The sequence below is a fragment of the Microbacterium gilvum genome, assembly GCF_039543865.1.
GTDB classification, from domain to species: domain Bacteria; phylum Actinomycetota; class Actinomycetes; order Actinomycetales; family Microbacteriaceae; genus Microbacterium; species Microbacterium gilvum.
Genome location: NZ_BAABKO010000001.1, coordinates 1,093,450 through 1,109,473, shown reverse-complemented (window position 1 = coordinate 1,109,473; position 16,024 = coordinate 1,093,450). Strand labels below are relative to the sequence as shown.

Sequence of the window (16,024 nt, the reverse complement as noted above, 5' to 3'; positions counted from 1 at the left end):
TGTCGTCGGCCGTCTTTCGTCTCGATGAGAGACATAATCGAGTCATGAGCGCAGCCACCGGAGGACCCGTGTCGACCTGGCCCGAGCTGCGGGAAGCCCAGCGCGTCATCCTGCTCGACGTGCTGATCCACGGCAGCCGCTCGCGCGCCGAGCTCGCCCGCCGCTCTGGGCTCTCTCGCGCGAGCCTCAGCCGCCTCACGCGCGAGCTCGGCGACCTGGGACTCGTGCGCGAGGCCGCCGCCGCCCCGGCGGAGGGGCGCGGCAGGCCGTCCGACACGATCCAGATCGTCCCCGAGGCGGCCGCGTTCCTCGGGTTCAAGCTCACGGGAGACGCCCTCTACGCCGCGGTCGTCGATCTCGGGGGCGCCGTGCTCCACGCAGAGGGCGAGCCGCTCGTGACGCGTGAGGTCGCCGATGTCGTCGCCGTCATCGCCCGCACGGCCGACCGCCTGCGCGCACGGTTCGCGCGGGTGGCGGCGATGGGCGTCTGCCTCGCCGGCGACGTCCGGCGCGACGCGGGAGCGGGAGCCGTCGTCGTCGGCTCCGACTTCCTCGGCTGGCACGAGGTGCCCATCGAGCAGCTCGTCATGCGCGCGACGGGGCTCCCCGTCGCGGTGAGCAACGACGTCCAGGCGCTCACCTCCGCGCATCACTGGTTCGGGGCGGGCGTGGGCGCCTCGTCGCTCGCGGTCATCGGCCTCGGAGCGGGCATCGGCTGCGGCATCGTCGTCGGCGACCACGCCGTGGCGGGCGCGAAGGGCCATCCGGGCAAGGTGGGCCACCTGCCTGTCGGCCGAGGCGCCGCGCGCTGCGACGCAGGCCATGCCGGCTGCGTATCGGCCTACGTCACGGTCGCCGCCATCCTGCGGAACGCCGGCACCGCGTCGTTCTGGGAGGCGCTGGAGAACGCGCGCGCCGGCGAGCCCGCCGCGGAGCGGGCGTTCCGCGACGCCGCGGAGGCGCTCGGCGCCGTCATCGCCGCCCTCGTGAACCTCGTGGACCCGGAGCGGATCATCGTGACGGGAGAGGGGCTCGCGGTCGCCGAGCTCCATCCCGACGTCGTCGAGCTCGCCGTGCGCTCCCGCCTCGACCCGGCGTCGGAGGCGCCGCAGGTGACGTTGCAGCCGTTCGCGTTCACCGATTACGCCTGGGGCGCGGCGGTGACGGCGATGACCGCCCTGGTCTGACCTCCCGGGCTCGCACATCCGGTCCCTCTGGGGGTCTCGGAGCGCTTTCGCGCGCCCTGCAGGGGCGAGAATGCCCTCGCGTTGACATTTTGTTTCAAAGCGCTACATAATGAACGGGCAACGCCGTGGCACCGCTCTCAACCCGACATCACGCCCGGCGTCCGCACGTCAAAGGAGATGCTCCATGCAGCGCAGCAGAGTCACAGCGGCCGGTGTCGGCCTCGTCATCGCGGGCCTCGCCCTCACCGGATGCGCCGGCGGCGAGGGGGACTCGACGGGTTCCGGCGAGCCGATCACGCTCGAGTACTGGGCGTGGGGGACCACGCAGAAGCCGCTCGTCGACGCGTGGAACGCCGCGCATCCCGACATCCAGGTGCACCACACCGATGCCGGCGGCGGCTCGGACTCATCGGCCAAGCTCGTCACCGCGACCCGCGCCGACAACGCACCCGATGTCGCGCTCGTCGAGTACAACACGCTGCCGGCGATGATCGTCGCGGGTGTCGCGTCCGACATCAGCGCGTACACGGGCGACCTCTCCAACGAGTTCGCGGCGGGCGTCTGGAGCCAGGCGACGTTCGACGGCGTGAGCTACGGCGTGCCGCAGGATGCCGGTCCCCAGGCGCTCACGTACAACAAGGCGCGGTTCGACGAGCTCGGCATCGAGGTCCCGACGACGTGGGCCGAGTTCGCGACGGCCGCCGAGACCGTGCGCGCCGCCGACCCCGACGCCTACATCACCACCTTCGCGCCGGCGGAGTTCGGCGGATTCGCCGGTTTCGCGCAGCAGGCCGGAGCCGAATGGTGGTCGGTCGACGGAGACTCCTGGACGGTCGACTTCGACGACGAGGCCTCTGTGGCCGTGGCGGACTACTGGCAGGACCTCATCGACCGCGACCTCGTGCTCGCCGAGCCGCTCCTGACCCCAGAGTGGAACGCGCGCCTCAACGCCGGCGACGTCCTCTCCTGGCCCGCGGGCCTGTGGGCCGCCGGCGTCGTCAACGGCGTCGCGGGCGACATGGCAGGGCAGTGGGCGCTCGCGCCGCTCCCGCAGTGGACAGAGGGGGACACGGCGGTGGCGTTCCAGGGCGGATCGGCCGCGGTCGTCACGACGTCGTCCGAGCACGCCGAGGCCGCAGCGGAGTTCGCCTCGTGGATCGCCACCTCCGACGAGGCGGCGGCGATCCAGATCGAGCAGGGGACCTACCCCGCCTCGCTCGCCGGCCAGCAGCTCACGATCGGCAGCGAGCCGCCCCTTCTCATGCAGGGGCAGGACGACTACTGGGAGATCGCCGCCGCGATCGCCGCGGACACGATCCCCGAGATCAGCTGGGGTCCGAACGTGAACGTCGCCTCGACCGCCTTCCAGGACGCCATGTCGGCGGCCGTCACGAACGGGACCCCGCTCGCCGAGGCGCTCTCGGAGACGGAGAGGGTCGTCGCGGACGACATGGAGACGTCGGGCTTCACCGTCGACGTCGAGTGACGTGAGGGCGCGGGCGGCACAGCCGCCGCCCGCGTCTCCCATCCGAGAGGACCTGCCATGAGCGCCGTCGCCGAGCCGACCACGCATCCCCGTTCCCGCCGCGCCCGCCGTCGCTGGGTCGCGCCCTACCTCTTCCTCCTGCCCGCAGGAGCGCTGTTCCTCGCCTTCCTGGCGATCCCCATGGTGTACGCCGTGTACCTCTCCTTCCGCGGCCTCCGGGTCGGCGGCACGGGCCCCTTCGGCGTCCGCGAGGAGACGTGGGTCGGCTTCGAGAACTACCTCCGCACCTTCACCGACGCCGAGTTCCTCGCGGGATTCGGACGCCTCGCCCTGTACGGGCTCATCGCCGTCCCGCTCACGCTCGGGCTCGCGCTCCTGTTCGCCCTGCTGCTCGACCTGCCGCGTGTCAGGGCGGCGCGGTTCTCGCGCACCGCGATCTTCATCCCGTATGCCGTGCCGGGCGTGATCGCCTCCCTGCTGTGGGGATTCCTCTACCTTCCGTCGACGAGCCCGCTCAACTGGATCCTTGAGCAGCTGGGGCTGCCCGACGTGGTCGTGCTCACGGGGGGAGGCCTCTATCCGGCGATCGCCAACATCGCCATCTGGGGCGGCGTGGGGTTCAACATGATCATCATCTACACGTCGCTGCGCGGCATCCCCGGCGAGATCTACGAGGCGGCCCGCATCGACGGCGCCAGCGAGTGGACGATCGCCTGGCGCATCAAGATCCCGCTCGTCGGCCCGGCCCTCGTCCTCACCGGCCTCTTCTCGCTCATCGGCACGCTGCAGGTGTACGGCGAGCCGACGACGCTCCGCCCGATGACGAACGAGATCTCGCAGACCTGGGTGCCGCTCATGAAGATCTACCGCGACGCGTTCGCGCGCGACGACCTCTCCCTCGCCGCCGCATCGTCGGTCGTGCTCGCCCTCGGCACCCTCATCATCTCGATCGTCCTGCTGCGCGCCACCCAGCGCCGCTCGTTCGGAGGCAACGCATGAGCACCCTCACCGCACCGCGGCCCTCTCGCGTCGTCGTCGAGTCGAGCATCGCGCCCCGCCGCCGCCAGAAGCCGTCGGTGCTCGCCACTGCCGTGCTCCTCCTCGGCGCGATCTACTGCCTCGTGCCGGTGCTGTGGGTCGTCATCGCCTCGACGAAGACGAACTCCGAGCTGTTCACGACGTTCACGTTCGCCCCCGGCACGGGCCTCCTCGACAACCTCGCGGACCTCTTCTCCTACGGCGGCGGGCAGTTCGGGGTCTGGGCCGCGAACAGCGTGCTGTACGCCGGCGGCGGCGCCGTGCTCTCGACGCTCGTGTCGACGATGGCGGGCTACGCCCTCGCGAAGTACGAGTTCCCGGGACGTCAGGTGTGGTTCTACGCCATCCTGGCCGGCGTCCTGCTGCCGGGCATCACGCTCGCGATCCCGCAGTACCTCCTCATGACGAAGGTCGGGCTCGCCGGCACGCATCTGTCGGTGCTGCTGCCCTGCCTCATCTCGCCGTTCGGCATCTTCCTGGCGCGCGTCTACGCGGCCAGCGCCATCCCCTCCGAGATGATGGAGGCGGCGCGGATCGACGGCGCAGGGGATGTGAAGATCTTCACCTCCGTGGCCCTCCCGATGATGGTCCCCGGCATGGTGACGATCTTCCTCCTCCAGTTCGTCGGCATCTGGAACAACTTCCTGCTGCCGTTCATCATGCTCTCCGACGAGCGGATGTACCCGCTCACGGTGGGCCTGTACACCCTGCTGTCGAAGGGGTCGGGGACCCCTTCGCTCTACAGCCTCGCCATCATCGGCGCCGCCGTGTCGATCATCCCGCTCATCGCGATGATGCTCGTCCTGCAGCGCTACTGGCGACTCGACCTCGTGAGCGGAGGGCTCAAAGGATGACGTACGCACCGGACGCGCTGCTCTACGGCGGCGACTACAACCCGGAGCAGTGGCCGCGGGAGACGTGGCGCGAGGACATCGACCTGATGCGCCGCGCCAAGGTGAACACGGTGACGCTCGGCGTGTTCTCGTGGGCGCTGCTCGAACCGCGCGAGGGCGAGTACGACACGTCATGGCTCGACGAGATCATCGCCCTCCTCGACGAGGCGGGCATCGGGTTCTTCCTCGCGACGCCCACCGCGTCGCCGCCGCCGTGGTTCACGCAGGCGCATCCCGACGCGATGCCCGTCCGCGCCGACGGCGTCGTGCTCTCGCACGGCTCGCGCGACACGTACGCCGTGAGCGCTCCCGCGTACCGGGCGGCGGCGCGGCGCATCGCGCGCGTGCTCGGCGAGCGCTACGGCGCTCACCCCCGGCTGCGCGGCTGGCACATCCACAACGAGTACGGCACCCTCGACTACGGCCCGCACGCGGCACGCGCGTTCCGCATCTGGCTGCGGGCGCGCTACGGCACGCTCGACGCGCTCAACGAGGCGTGGTACACGGCGTTCTGGTCGCAGCGGTACGGGGCATGGGAGGAGGTGCTCCCGCCGCGCGCGACCCAGTACCTCCACAACCCCGCCCTCGCGGTCGACTTCCGGCGGTTCTCCTCGGACGAGATGCGCGCCGCGTTCGTCGAGCAGCGCGACGAGATCCGGGCCACCGGCTCGACCGCCCCGTTCACGACGAACTTCATGCTGCCGACGTGGAACCACCTCGAGCAGTGGTCGTGGGCGGACGTGCAGGACGTCGTCTCCATCGACCACTATCTCGACACCACGGGGCCGGACGGGCACACGCACATCGCGTACGGCTCCGACCTCACGCGATCCTGGGCCGGCGGGCCGTGGGTGCTCATGGAGCAGAACGGCCGGGGCATCCGCGTCGGCGACCGCACCCACGCGAAGTCGCCCGCGCGCATGATCCAGGACTCCCTCGGCTACATCGCGCGCGGCGCGCAGAGCTCGCTGTTCTTCCAGTGGCGTGCGGGCTCGGGCGGCTCGGAGCAGTGGCACGGCGCGCTCGTGCCGCACGCGGGCGGCGGATCGAAGGCGTTCCGGACGGTCGTCGAGTTGGGCGAGATCCTCGAGCGCCTCCACGAGGTCGTCGAGCCGCCGCAGGACGGCAGGCTCGTCGACGCGCGCGTGGGCATCGTGTGGCACGCGGACGGGTGGTGGTCGCTGGAGACGCCGCACCTCCCCAACGACGCCGTCTCGTACTCCGACGAGGTCAGGGCGACCCACCGGTCCTTCTGGCGCGCGGGGATCGCGACCGACTTCGTCCGCCCGGGGGCGGACGCATCCCGCTACCGCCTGCTCGTCGTCCCCGCGCTCTACGCCGTGGACGACGCCACGCAGGACTGGCTGCGGCGCTACGTCGAGACCGGCGGCAGGCTCGTCGTGCTCGCGCCATCGGGCCTCGTCGACGGCCGGCAGCGCGTCGGCGGCGGAGCGTACCCGGCCCGTCTGCGCGCCCTCGTCGGAGCGGGGGCGGAGGAGATCGGCGTCCTCGCCGCGGGCGACACGGCAGCGCTCGACGACGGCTCGCGCGCATCCGACTGGGTCGAGCCGCTCGTGCTCGACGACGCCACGGCGCTCGCGCGCTACGTGGACGGACCCGCCGCGGGCGCCGTCGCCACGACGATCGCGGAGCGCGGCGAGGGCGTCGTCGTCTACGTCGGCGCGCGGCTCCTCCAGGAGTCGCGCGACGCGCTCCTGGCGGCGCAGGCCGGCGCGGCCGGCGTGTCCGAGGACATTCCCGGGGCGCGCGCGCACGGGCTCGACGCCGTGCGCCGTCGAGGGGCGGCCGCGGACTTCGTCTTCGTCTTCCACCACGGCGGAGGCCCCGTCGCGATCACGGCGGAGGGGGTCGAGCTGCTCACGGGCGACGACGCCTCGCACGGGCTCGTCCTCGGCCCGGGAGGCACTGCGGTGGTGCGCGTCGCGAGCGGCGCGCGCATCGGGATCTCCGCAGCGTGAGCGCGCCGGACATCCTCCCCGGGACGGGCGCACCCGACGTGGTCGGACGGCACGGATCGCGTGACGCCGCCGAGCGGGCCCCGGGACGACAGCAGACACGGCACGGCGGCGTGCACGAGACAGGAGCAGGCACACCATGAAGTTCACCGACGGTTTCTGGATGCTGCGCGACGGCGTCGCGGCCGAGTACGGCCGCGAGGCGTACGACATCGAGCCGGTCGGCCGCACCCTCGTCGCGACGGTGCCCACGCGCGTCATCGAGCGGCGCGGCGACACGCTCAACCGGCCAACGCTCACCGTCACGCTGCACTCGCCGCTGCCCGGCGTCATCGGGGTGCGCATCGAGCACCACCAGGGCGGGAGCCGCGGGGCGTCGTTCGACCTCGTGGGCGCGGAGGAGGGGCACGGCGACGTCGTCGTCGGCGCGGAGGCGGCGTCTCTCACGAGCGGTCGGATCCGGGCGACGATCACGAAGGGCGCGCCCTGGAGCCTCGTCTTCGACGACCTCGACACCGGGCGCGAGCTCACCCGGTCGGGCGACAAGTCGCTGGGCCACCTCGCGGTGCGGGCCGATGCCGCGATCGACCGCGGCCCTGTGCCGGATGCCGCGTCGTACATCCACGAGCAGCTGTCGATCGGCGTGGGCGAGCTGATCTACGGCCTCGGCGAGCGCTTCGGCCCCCTCGTGAAGAACGGGCAGACGGTCGACATCTGGAATGCCGACGGGGGCACGTCGAGCGAGCAGTCGTACAAGAACGTGCCGTTCCACCTCTCGAGCCGCGGGTACGGCGTGCTCGTCGACCATCCGGGGCACGTCTCGTACGAGGTCGGGTCGGAGTCGGTCGAGCGCGTGCAGTTCTCCGTCGCGGGGGAGTCGCTGGACTACTACGTCTTCGCGGGCGGGACCCCCGCCGGTGTGCTCGAGCGCTACACGGCGCTGACGGGCCGCCCCGCGCGGCTGCCGGCGTGGTCGTACGGGCTGTGGCTCTCGACGAGCTTCACGACCGACTACGACGAGGCGACCGTGACGCGCTTCATCGAGGGGATGGCCGAGCGCGACATCCCGCTCGGCACGTTCCACTTCGACTGTTTCTGGATGCGCGAGTTCAACTGGTGCGACTTCGCGTGGGACCCCCGCGTGTTCCCCGACCCCGACGGCCTGCTCGCGCGCCTGCACGAGCGGGGCCTGCGCGTCTGCGTGTGGATCAACCCCTACATCGGGCAGCGCTCGCCGCTGTTCGCCGAGGGCAGGGACAGGGGGTACTTCGTCACCCGTCCCGACGGCTCGGTGTGGCAGTGGGACCTGTGGCAGGCGGGCATGGCGCTCGTCGACTTCACGAACCCGGAGGCGACGGCGTGGTACCAGGGGCACCTGCGGCGTCTGCTCGCCCAGGGCGTCGACTGCTTCAAGACCGACTTCGGGGAGCGCATCCCGCTCGAGGTCGACTACTTCGACGGGTCGGACCCCGAGCGCATGCACAATCTGTACACGCAGCGCTACAACGAGGCGGTGTTCTCCGTGCTGGAGGAGGTGCGGGGCGAGGGCGACGCCGTCGTGTTCGCGCGCTCGGCCACGGCGGGCGGGCAGCGGATGCCCGTGCACTGGGGCGGCGACAACACGTCGACGTTCGCGTCGATGGCCGAGAGCCTGCGCGGAGGGCTGTCGCTGTCGCTGTCGGGCTTCGGGTTCTGGAGCCACGACATCGGCGGGTTCGAGGGCATGCCCGACCCCGCCGTCTTCAAGCGGTGGGTCGCCTTCGGCCTCCTGTCGAGCCACAGCCGTCTGCACGGGTCGACGAGCTACCGCGTGCCGTGGCTGTTCGACGAGGCGGAGGGGCGCGACGAGGCCGATCCGCAGAGCGCCGTGTCGGTGACACGCCTGTTCACCCGGCTCAAGCTCTCGCTGCTGCCGTATCTGCACGCGGCTGGCCTCGAGGCGCATCGGGTGGGGCTGCCCGTCATGCGCCCCATGGCGCTCGCGTTCCCCGGCGACCCCGCTGCGGCCTATCTCGACCGCCAGTACCTGCTGGGGCCCGACGTGCTCGTCGCGCCCGTGCTGTCGGAGTCGGGCGAGGTCGAGCTCTACCTGCCGGCGGGGGAGTGGACGAGCCTGCTGACGGGCGAGACCGCGATGGGCGGCTGGCGGCGCGAGAGCCACGCTTTCGACAGCATCCCCGTCTACGCGCGGCCCGGGGCCGTCATCCCGTTCTCGGTTCACGCCGACGGCGCCGACCGCGATCTGCTCGACGGCCTCGTGCTGCGTGTCGCCCCGGGCGGAGCCGACGGCGAGACCCAGCTCGTCGTGCCGGGGGCGGGGGACCGCGAGGCCCGCTTCCGCGTCGTGCGCTCGGGGTCGACCGTGCACGTGACGTCGGATGGCACCGCGGAGTTCGCGCTCGCGCCCATCGTCGGAGAGGCGGTCCCGGCCGTCGACGGCGTCGCCGAGCTGACACTGCCCTGAGCGAGCACCGTCTCGGTCGTCGAGCGATCGGAGCGAGTCGGCTCCGATCGGCGAGCGTCCGCGCTCGCCCCTCGCCTTCTCAACGACCGGGGCGGTGGCGGCGCGGCGCGGTGGACCCCCGGACGACGAGCCGCGTGGGCAGCTGCACGTGCTCGGGAGCGGCGCCGGCATCGCCGTCGAGCCGTGCGAGCAGCAGACGCACCGCCTCCGCCCCCATCTCCCGCAGGGGCTGGCGGATGGTCGTCAGCGTCGGCTCGCTCGAGGCGGCGGCGGGGATGTCGTCGAATCCGACGATCGACAGGTCGTCGGGGATGCGAAGGCCGCGCTCCTGGGCGACCTCCATCGTCCGCAGCGCCGAGAGGTCGTTCGCGGCGAACACCGCGGTCGGGCGGTCGGCGAGGTCGAGCAGGGCGGCGGCCGCCTCGGTCGTCTCGGCCGTGCTGTAGCCGCCTGCTCGCACGAGCTCGGGGTCGAACGCGATGCCCGCCTCGGCGAGTGCGCGCCGGTACCCCTCCTCGCGCAGGCGCGCCGATTCGAGGTCGATGCGTCCCCGCACATGCGCGATGCGCGTGTGGCCGAGCTCGACGAGGTGCCGCGTGGCCTGCAGGGCGCCGGCGAGGCTGTCGGCGGCGACGGCCGGCGACAGCGACTCGCCCGTGTGCGGATCGATCGCGACGACCGGGACGCTCGACCCCGCCGCCTCGACGGTGGGCGTCACGAGGATGGCGCCGTCGATCAGCGTGCCGCCCAGACGCGAGAGCGAGCGCCTCTCCCACCCCTCGTGCCGCGGGCCGTCGGCGATGCTGCCGGCGTACGAGAGCAGGTCGTATCCGCTGCCGTGCAGCGCAGCCGAGATGCCCTCGAGGAGGGCCAGCGCGAACGGCTCGAAGTCGGCCACGAGCACGCCGACGACGTCGGTCCGTCCGCGGCGCAGCGACGACGCGATGAGCGACGAGGCGTACCCGAGGTCGTCGACGATGCGCAGCACGTGCTCCGAGGTCTTCGCCGAGACCCCGTAGCGGCCGTTGATGACCTTCGACACCGTCGATGCGGACACGCCGGCGGCGAGGGCGACGTCGTGGATGGTCGCACGGCCCGCTGGCACGTCGGTCGGATGGGTCACGCGACCACGGTAGCGCCCGGAGCGCCCGACGGCGCGCATCACGGACGCGTTTCGCAATCGATATCGAAAACGATGTCGATAACGATTGACATTTTGTGGGGAGCGGTGACATTCTCGACTGCGGCGGCGCTTCCCTGCGCCGGTGGTGCCCACTCGACGAAGAGGAGAGACCCGATGAGAGCACGCAGGTTCCTGACGATCACGGCGACGACGGGCGCACTCGCGCTGCTCGCCGGCGGATGCGCTGCGGGCGGCGGCGACGACGCAGACGGCGACGTCACGCTGACGTTCTGGCACAACTCCACGACGGGTGACGGCAAGCAGTACTGGGAGGACGCCACGGCGGCGTTCGAGGCGGAGAACCCCGGCGTGACGATCGAGGTGCAGTCGATCCAGAACGAGGACATGGACGGACGGCTCCAGACCGCCGTCAACTCCGGCGACATGCCCGACATCTTCATGGCGCGCGGCGGCGGCAAGCTCGCCGACGTCGTCGCGGCGGGAGCCGTCAAGGATCTCACCGACCTCATCTCCGACGACGTGCGGGCAGACTACGGCGACGGCGTCTTCAGCGCGTTCACGGTCGAGGGATCCGTCTACGGCCTGCCCGTCGCCGTGCTGCCCGGCGGCATCTTCTACAGCGAGGACCTGTTCGCCGCCGCCGGCGTCTCCGAGACCCCGACCACCCTCGACGAGCTCGTCACGGCGACGGACGCCCTCGAGGACTCCGGCGTCGAGCCCATCGCCCTCGGAGCCATGGACGCCTGGCCCGCCGCGCACTGGTACTACTTCTTCGCCCTCCGCGAATGCGGACAGGACGTCATCACCGACGTCGCGACGTCGCTCGACTTCTCCGACGACTGCTGGCTCGCCGCAGGCGAGGACCTCGCCGACTTCGCGGCGACCGAGCCGTTCAACGACGGCTACCTGACGACCTCCGCGCAGCAGGGCGCCGGGTCATCCGCGGGCCTCGTCGCCAACCACCAGGCGGCCATGGAGCTCATGGGCGGCTGGGACGTCGGCGTCATCGCGTCGCTCACCCCCGACGAGCAGCCGCTCGCCGACCTCAGCTGGTTCCCGTTCCCTGCCGTCGACGGCGGCGACGGAGACCCGACCGCGATGATGGGAGGCGTCGACGGCTTCGCCTGCGCTGTCGACGCGCCGAGCGCGTGCGAGGACTTCCTCAACTTCATCGCCTCGACCGAGTGGCAGGAGAAGTACGCGACCGCGTACCAGGCCATCCCCGCCGCGAAGTCGGCTCAGGGCGCGGTCGCTGACCCGGCGCTCGAGCCGCTGATGGCCGCCTACAACGACTCGTCGTACGTCGTGCTCTGGCTCGACACGCTGCTCGGCCAGAGCGTCGGCAACGCGCTCAACACCGCGGTCGTCGAGCTGCTCTCCGGCGGCGGGTCGCCCGAGGGCATCGTCGAGGCGGTCGAGGGCGCCACGGCGCGGGGCTGATGCGCGACATGGCCACCGCCCTCCTCGAGACGCGCGAGGCCGGTGCACCCGCGCCGGCCTCGCCGCCGGCCCGCCGGGCCCCGCGCCGAACCGACTGGCGCAAGCGCGGCGAGATCGCGCTGCTCGCCGGCCCCGCCGTCGTCATGTTCCTTGCGTTCGTGATCTTCCCCGTTCTGATGGCGGCGTACTACGGCTTCTTCCGCTGGAAGGGCTTCGGACCGCCCACCGACTTCGTGGGGTTCGAGAACTACGCGATCATCCTGCAGGACCCGACGTTCCGCGACGCCGTGCTGCACAACGGGCTCATCGTCGTCGCCTCGCTCGTGCTGCAGGGCCCGCTGGCCATCCTGTTCGCCCTGCTGCTCAACCAGCGCATCCGCGGGCGCTCGCTCATCCGCGTCCTCATCTTCGTGCCGTACGTCATCTCCGAGGTCGTCGTCGGCACGGGATGGAGCCTCATGCTGCAGGACCGCGGCGCGCTCAACGGCCTGCTCGCGGGCATCGGGCTCGGGGCGTGGCAGAACTCGTGGATCGCCGACCCCGCGATCGCGATGTGGACCCTGATGGCGATCATCACGTGGAAGTACATCGGCTTCGCGGTCATCCTCATGCTCGCGGGTCTGCAGGGCATCCCCGAAGAGCTCTACGAGGCCGCCGCGATCGACGGGGCGTCGTTCTGGCAGATGCAGCGCAGCATCACGCTGCCGCTGCTGGCACCGACCATCCGCATCTGGGCGTTCCTGTCGATCATCGGCGCCCTGCAGCTGTTCGACCTCGTGAACATCATCTGGGGCCAGTACGTGTCGGCGACCGCCGGCACGTCGACGATGGCGACGTACATGTACCTGAACGGGCACATGGCGGGCAACTACGGCTTCGGCAACGCCGTCGCCGTCGTGATCTTCGCCATCTCGCTCGTCGTCGCGCTCGTCTACCAGCGCTTCGTGCTGCGGCGCGACACCGAAGGCGCCCTCACGGGCGGTGAGGGGAAGAAGAAGTGACCTCCACGACCCTGCTCGTGCTCCCGGGAGCGCGTGCGCGCCGTCGGGTCGCGGCACAGCGCACGGGCGGCGGTGCCCGTGCGATCACGTACCTGTGCGCCGTCGTGCTCATCGCGATCTGCATGGGGCCCGTGCTGTACATCGTGCTCGGCGGATTCCGCACGAACGCGCAGATCACGACCGACCCCGCGGGGCTTCCCGCCCCCTGGAACCTCGCGAACTACGGCGACGTGCTCGCGAGCACGTCGTTCTGGCAGGCGATGGGCAGCTCGACCCTCACGGCGCTCGGCACCACGGCAGGAGTCGTGGCGCTCGGCCTCATGGCGAGCTACGTCATCGCGCGCTACGACTTCGCCGGCAAGGGCGCCCTGTACGCGCTCTTCGCCGCGGGGCTCATGTTCCCCGTGACGGTGGCGATCACGCCGCTCTACCTGCTCGTACGCAGCCTCGGGCTGACGAACAACCTGCTCGGCGTCATCCTGCCGCAGATCGCGTTCGCGCTGCCCACGACGATCATCATCCTCGTGCCGTTCCTGCGGGCCATCCCCGCAGAGATCGAGGAGGCCGCATCGATCGACGGCGCCTCGCGGCTGGGGTTCTTCTTCCGCATGGTGCTGCCGCTGAGCCTTCCCGGCGTCATCACGACCGGGATCCTCGCCTTCATCGGGTCGTGGAACGGCTACATGCTGCCGCTGTTCCTGCTGAGCGACCCGAACCTGTTCACCCTGCCGCTCGGCGTGCAGAACTTCGCGTCGCAGTACTCGGTCGACACGGCGCGCGTGCTCGCGTTCACCTCGCTGTCGATGCTGCCGGCCCTCGTGTTCTTCAGCCTCTTCGAGCGCCGCATCGTCGGCGGCCTCACCGGGGCGGTGAAGGGATGAGCGCCCGCGTCGACGACCTGCTGTCGCGCATGACGCTGGAGGAGAAGCTCGCCCAGCTCGTGGGCGTGTGGATCGATCGCGGCGGCGAGGTCGTCGCGCCCCTGCAGGGCGAGATGGCGTCGGATGGCGCCGGTGCGGCGCTCGCCGACCGCACCCGCGACGGCATCGGCCACTTCACGCGCGTGTACGGCACGCGGCCCGTCGATCCGGCCGAGCGCGCGGCGTGGCTGCACGCCGAGCAGCGGCGGCTGCAGACGCAGACGCGCCTCGGGATCCCGGCCCTCGTGCACGAGGAGTGCCTCACGGGGCTCGCGGCATGGCAGGCGGCGACCTTCCCCACACCCCTCGCGTGGGGCGCGTCGTTCGATCCCGCGCTCGTCGAGGAGATGGCGGCGGCAATCGGCGAGTCGATGCGGGAACTCGGCGTGCACCAGGGTCTCGCGCCCGTCCTCGACGTCGTGGGCGATGCGCGCTGGGGTCGCGTCGACGAGTGCATCGGGGAGGACCCCTACCTCGTCGGGACGGTCGGGACGGCGTATGTGCGCGGGCTGCAGGGGGCGGGCGTGCACGCCACGCTCAAGCACTTCCTCGGGTACTCGGCGTCGAAGGCGGGGCGCAACCACGCCCCCGTGCCGGCCGGCCCGCGAGAGATCGCCGACGTCTACCTGCCGCCCTTCGAGATGGCGCTGCGCGACGGCGGGGCGCGGTCGGTCATGAACAGCTACGCCGACATCGACGGCGTCCCCGTCGCGGCCGACGGCGCCCTGCTGACCGACGTGCTCAGAGGCGAGCTCGGGTTCGACGGCGTCGTCGTGTCGGACTACTTCTCCGTCGCCTTCCTCGAGGTGATGCACGGAGTCGCCGCGGATCGCGGCGACGCCGCCGCCCAGGCGCTCGCCGCAGGCATCGACGTCGAGCTGCCCGACGGGGACGCCTACCTCGCGCCGCTCGCCGAGCGCGTGCGGTCCGGCGCCGTGCCGGAGGTGCTCGTCGACCGCGCCGTCCGGCGCGTGCTCGTGCAGAAGGAGGAGCTGGGGCTGCTCGACCCCGAGGCCTTCTCGGGCGCTCCGCCCACGTCGATCGACCTCGACACGCCGCGGCACCGCGACATCGCGCGCCGGCTCGCGACGGAGTCGCTCGTCCTGCTGCACGGCGACCCCGCGCCTCTCGCCGATGCGCGCCGGGTCGCCGTCATCGGCCCGAACGCCGACCGCGCCGAGGCGCTGCAGGGCTGCTATTCGTTCGCGAACCACGTGCTCGCTCACCATCCCGGCCATCCGCTCGGCTTCGCCATCCCGACGGTGCGCGAGGCGATCGAGGCGACAGGGCGCGACGTGGTGCACGCCGTCGGCTGCGCCGTCGAAGGCGACGACCGGTCGGGCTTCGCGGAGGCCGTCGCCGCCGCGCGCGGGGCGGACGCGGCGGTCGTCGTCGTCGGCGACCAGGCGGGGCTCTTCGGGCGCGGCACCGTGGGCGAGGGCAACGACGCGGAGTCGCTCGACCTGCCCGGCGCCCAGCGCGCGCTCGTCGAGGCGGTCGCCGCGACGGGGACGCCGGTCGCGCTCGTCGTGCTGACCGGCCGGCCGTATGCGATCGACTGGGCGCTCGACGGCGCGGTGCCGCTGAGCGTGCTGCAGGCGTTCTTCCCCGGCGAGGGAGGCGGGCTGGCGATCGCCGACGTGCTCACAGGCGCGGTCGCGCCATCGGGCCGTCTGCCGGTCTCCCTGCCGCGGTCGACCGGCGCGCAGCCGTACCGCTACCTGCACCCGCGGCTCGGCGGGCCGTCCGATGTCACGTCGGCCGACTCGACGCCGCTGCGGCCCTTCGGGTTCGGTCTCACCGGCACGACCTTCGCCTACGACGACCTGAGGGTCGACGGCACTGCTCCCACCGACGGCCGCTTCCGCGCCTCCGTCGTCGTGTCGAACACGGGAGGGCGCCCGGGGGAGGACGTCGTGCAGCTGTACGGACGCGACGTCGTCGGCTCCGTCGCCCGCCCCGTCGCGCAGCTGCTCGCGTACGCGCGCGTGCCGCTCGAGCCGGGGGCGTCGGCGCGCGTCGAGTTCGACGTGCCGGCGACGCGGTTCGCGTTCAGCGACCGCGCGCTGCGCCGGGTCGTCGAACCGGGCGACGTGGAGGTGTGGGTCGCGGCGCACGCCGAGGCGTCCACCGTCGTCGCGGACGGCGACGGGGCGATCACGAGCGCGCGCGAGAGGACCGGCCGGTCGCTCCCGGGTGCCGCGACGTCGCGCGCCGTCGTGAGGCTGACGGGCGGCGTGCACGTCGTGACCGCCGCCGATCCGCGGATGGTCGACGCGCGGATCGACAGGCCGGTCGCGGCGCAGCCTCCCGGCTCCTGAGCGGGCGGAACGGGTCGTCCCTCCTGGGCGAGGCGCCCCCGGTCGTCGCGCGAGCGGAGCGGGTCGAAACGTCGCGACGTGTCCCGGGAAGCGGGTCGCGGCCATCCGAACGGATATCGTGATCGGAACGACAAATCCGGCGGAGGGAACGAGA

11 protein-coding genes are annotated in these 16,024 nt (G+C 72.0%); 10 read left to right on the top strand and 1 reads right to left on the bottom strand.

Going from position 1 to position 16,024, the window contains the following annotated elements; genetic code table 11:
• Positions 1–44: 44 nt before the first annotated feature.
• The 6 genes from ABD998_RS05440 (at position 45) to yicI (ending at position 9,044) form a co-directional block, all read left to right on the top strand.
• Positions 45–1,187, top strand: coding sequence for an ROK family transcriptional regulator (locus tag ABD998_RS05440; RefSeq protein WP_345436710.1), 1,143 nt, complete (start codon positions 45–47; stop codon positions 1,185–1,187).
• 184 nt (positions 1,188–1,371) lie between these two features.
• On the top strand, positions 1,372–2,673 hold the full coding sequence (locus ABD998_RS05435) for an ABC transporter substrate-binding protein (protein WP_345436708.1): 1,302 nt from the start codon (positions 1,372–1,374) through the stop codon (positions 2,671–2,673).
• A 57-nt stretch (positions 2,674–2,730) separates the two neighbouring features.
• Positions 2,731–3,672, top strand: a complete 942-nt coding sequence (locus tag ABD998_RS05430; protein WP_345436706.1) for a carbohydrate ABC transporter permease — start codon at positions 2,731–2,733, stop codon at positions 3,670–3,672.
• Positions 3,669–4,565 carry a carbohydrate ABC transporter permease gene (locus ABD998_RS05425; protein ID WP_345436704.1) on the top strand — a complete coding sequence of 299 codons (897 nt, stop codon included), beginning with the start codon at positions 3,669–3,671 and terminating at the stop codon, positions 4,563–4,565. The genes ABD998_RS05430 and ABD998_RS05425 overlap by 4 nt, the downstream gene beginning before the upstream one ends.
• On the top strand, positions 4,562–6,583 hold the full coding sequence (locus ABD998_RS05420; RefSeq protein WP_345436702.1) for a beta-galactosidase: 2,022 nt from the start codon (positions 4,562–4,564) through the stop codon (positions 6,581–6,583). The genes ABD998_RS05425 and ABD998_RS05420 overlap by 4 nt, the downstream gene beginning before the upstream one ends.
• A 136-nt stretch (positions 6,584–6,719) precedes the next feature.
• Entirely contained in the window at positions 6,720–9,044 is a 2,325-nt protein-coding gene (gene yicI / locus ABD998_RS05415) for an alpha-xylosidase (RefSeq protein WP_345436701.1), read from the top strand.
• Between the two features lie 79 nt (positions 9,045–9,123).
• Here yicI and ABD998_RS05410 read toward each other — a convergent pair whose 3' ends face one another.
• The gene (locus tag ABD998_RS05410) at positions 9,124–10,167 is read right to left on the bottom strand and encodes a LacI family DNA-binding transcriptional regulator (protein WP_345436699.1); all 1,044 of its coding nucleotides are present in this window, start codon (positions 10,165–10,167) and stop codon (positions 9,124–9,126) included.
• A gap of 174 nt (positions 10,168–10,341) precedes the next feature.
• Between ABD998_RS05410 and ABD998_RS05405 the strand changes: the two genes are divergently transcribed.
• From ABD998_RS05405 to ABD998_RS05390, 4 genes are read left to right on the top strand one after another with little or no spacing between them, the layout of a single operon-like run.
• Positions 10,342–11,628, top strand: coding sequence for an extracellular solute-binding protein (locus ABD998_RS05405; RefSeq protein WP_345436697.1), 1,287 nt, complete (start codon positions 10,342–10,344; stop codon positions 11,626–11,628).
• A gap of 8 nt (positions 11,629–11,636) precedes the next feature.
• A complete protein-coding gene (locus tag ABD998_RS05400) occupies positions 11,637–12,629 on the top strand; it encodes a carbohydrate ABC transporter permease (RefSeq protein ID WP_345436695.1) in 993 nt (330 codons plus the stop codon).
• Complete coding sequence (locus tag ABD998_RS05395) at positions 12,626–13,510, top strand: carbohydrate ABC transporter permease (RefSeq protein WP_345436693.1); 885 nt, start codon at positions 12,626–12,628, stop codon at positions 13,508–13,510. The genes ABD998_RS05400 and ABD998_RS05395 overlap by 4 nt, the downstream gene beginning before the upstream one ends.
• Positions 13,507–15,870, top strand: coding sequence for a beta-xylosidase/alpha-l-arabinosidase (locus ABD998_RS05390; RefSeq protein ID WP_345436691.1), 2,364 nt, complete (start codon positions 13,507–13,509; stop codon positions 15,868–15,870). Before ABD998_RS05395 ends, ABD998_RS05390 begins: the two co-directional genes overlap by 4 nt.
• The last annotated feature ends 154 nt before the right edge of the window (positions 15,871–16,024 follow it).

Excerpts from the sequence above, each read along its gene's own strand:
- yicI (WP_345436701.1), top strand. The coding sequence starts at position 6,720 with ATGAAGTTCACCGACGGTTTCTGGATGCTGCGCGACGGCGTCGCGGCC.
- ABD998_RS05435 (WP_345436708.1), top strand. The coding sequence starts at position 1,372 with ATGCAGCGCAGCAGAGTCACAGCGGCCGGTGTCGGCCTCGTCATCGCG.
- ABD998_RS05390 (WP_345436691.1), top strand. The coding sequence starts at position 13,507 with ATGAGCGCCCGCGTCGACGACCTGCTGTCGCGCATGACGCTGGAGGAG.
- ABD998_RS05405 (WP_345436697.1), top strand. The coding sequence starts at position 10,342 with ATGAGAGCACGCAGGTTCCTGACGATCACGGCGACGACGGGCGCACTC.
- ABD998_RS05425 (WP_345436704.1), top strand. The coding sequence starts at position 3,669 with ATGAGCACCCTCACCGCACCGCGGCCCTCTCGCGTCGTCGTCGAGTCG.
- ABD998_RS05440 (WP_345436710.1), top strand. The coding sequence starts at position 45 with ATGAGCGCAGCCACCGGAGGACCCGTGTCGACCTGGCCCGAGCTGCGG.
- ABD998_RS05430 (WP_345436706.1), top strand. The coding sequence starts at position 2,731 with ATGAGCGCCGTCGCCGAGCCGACCACGCATCCCCGTTCCCGCCGCGCC.
- ABD998_RS05400 (WP_345436695.1), top strand. The coding sequence starts at position 11,637 with ATGGCCACCGCCCTCCTCGAGACGCGCGAGGCCGGTGCACCCGCGCCG.
- ABD998_RS05420 (WP_345436702.1), top strand. The coding sequence starts at position 4,562 with ATGACGTACGCACCGGACGCGCTGCTCTACGGCGGCGACTACAACCCG.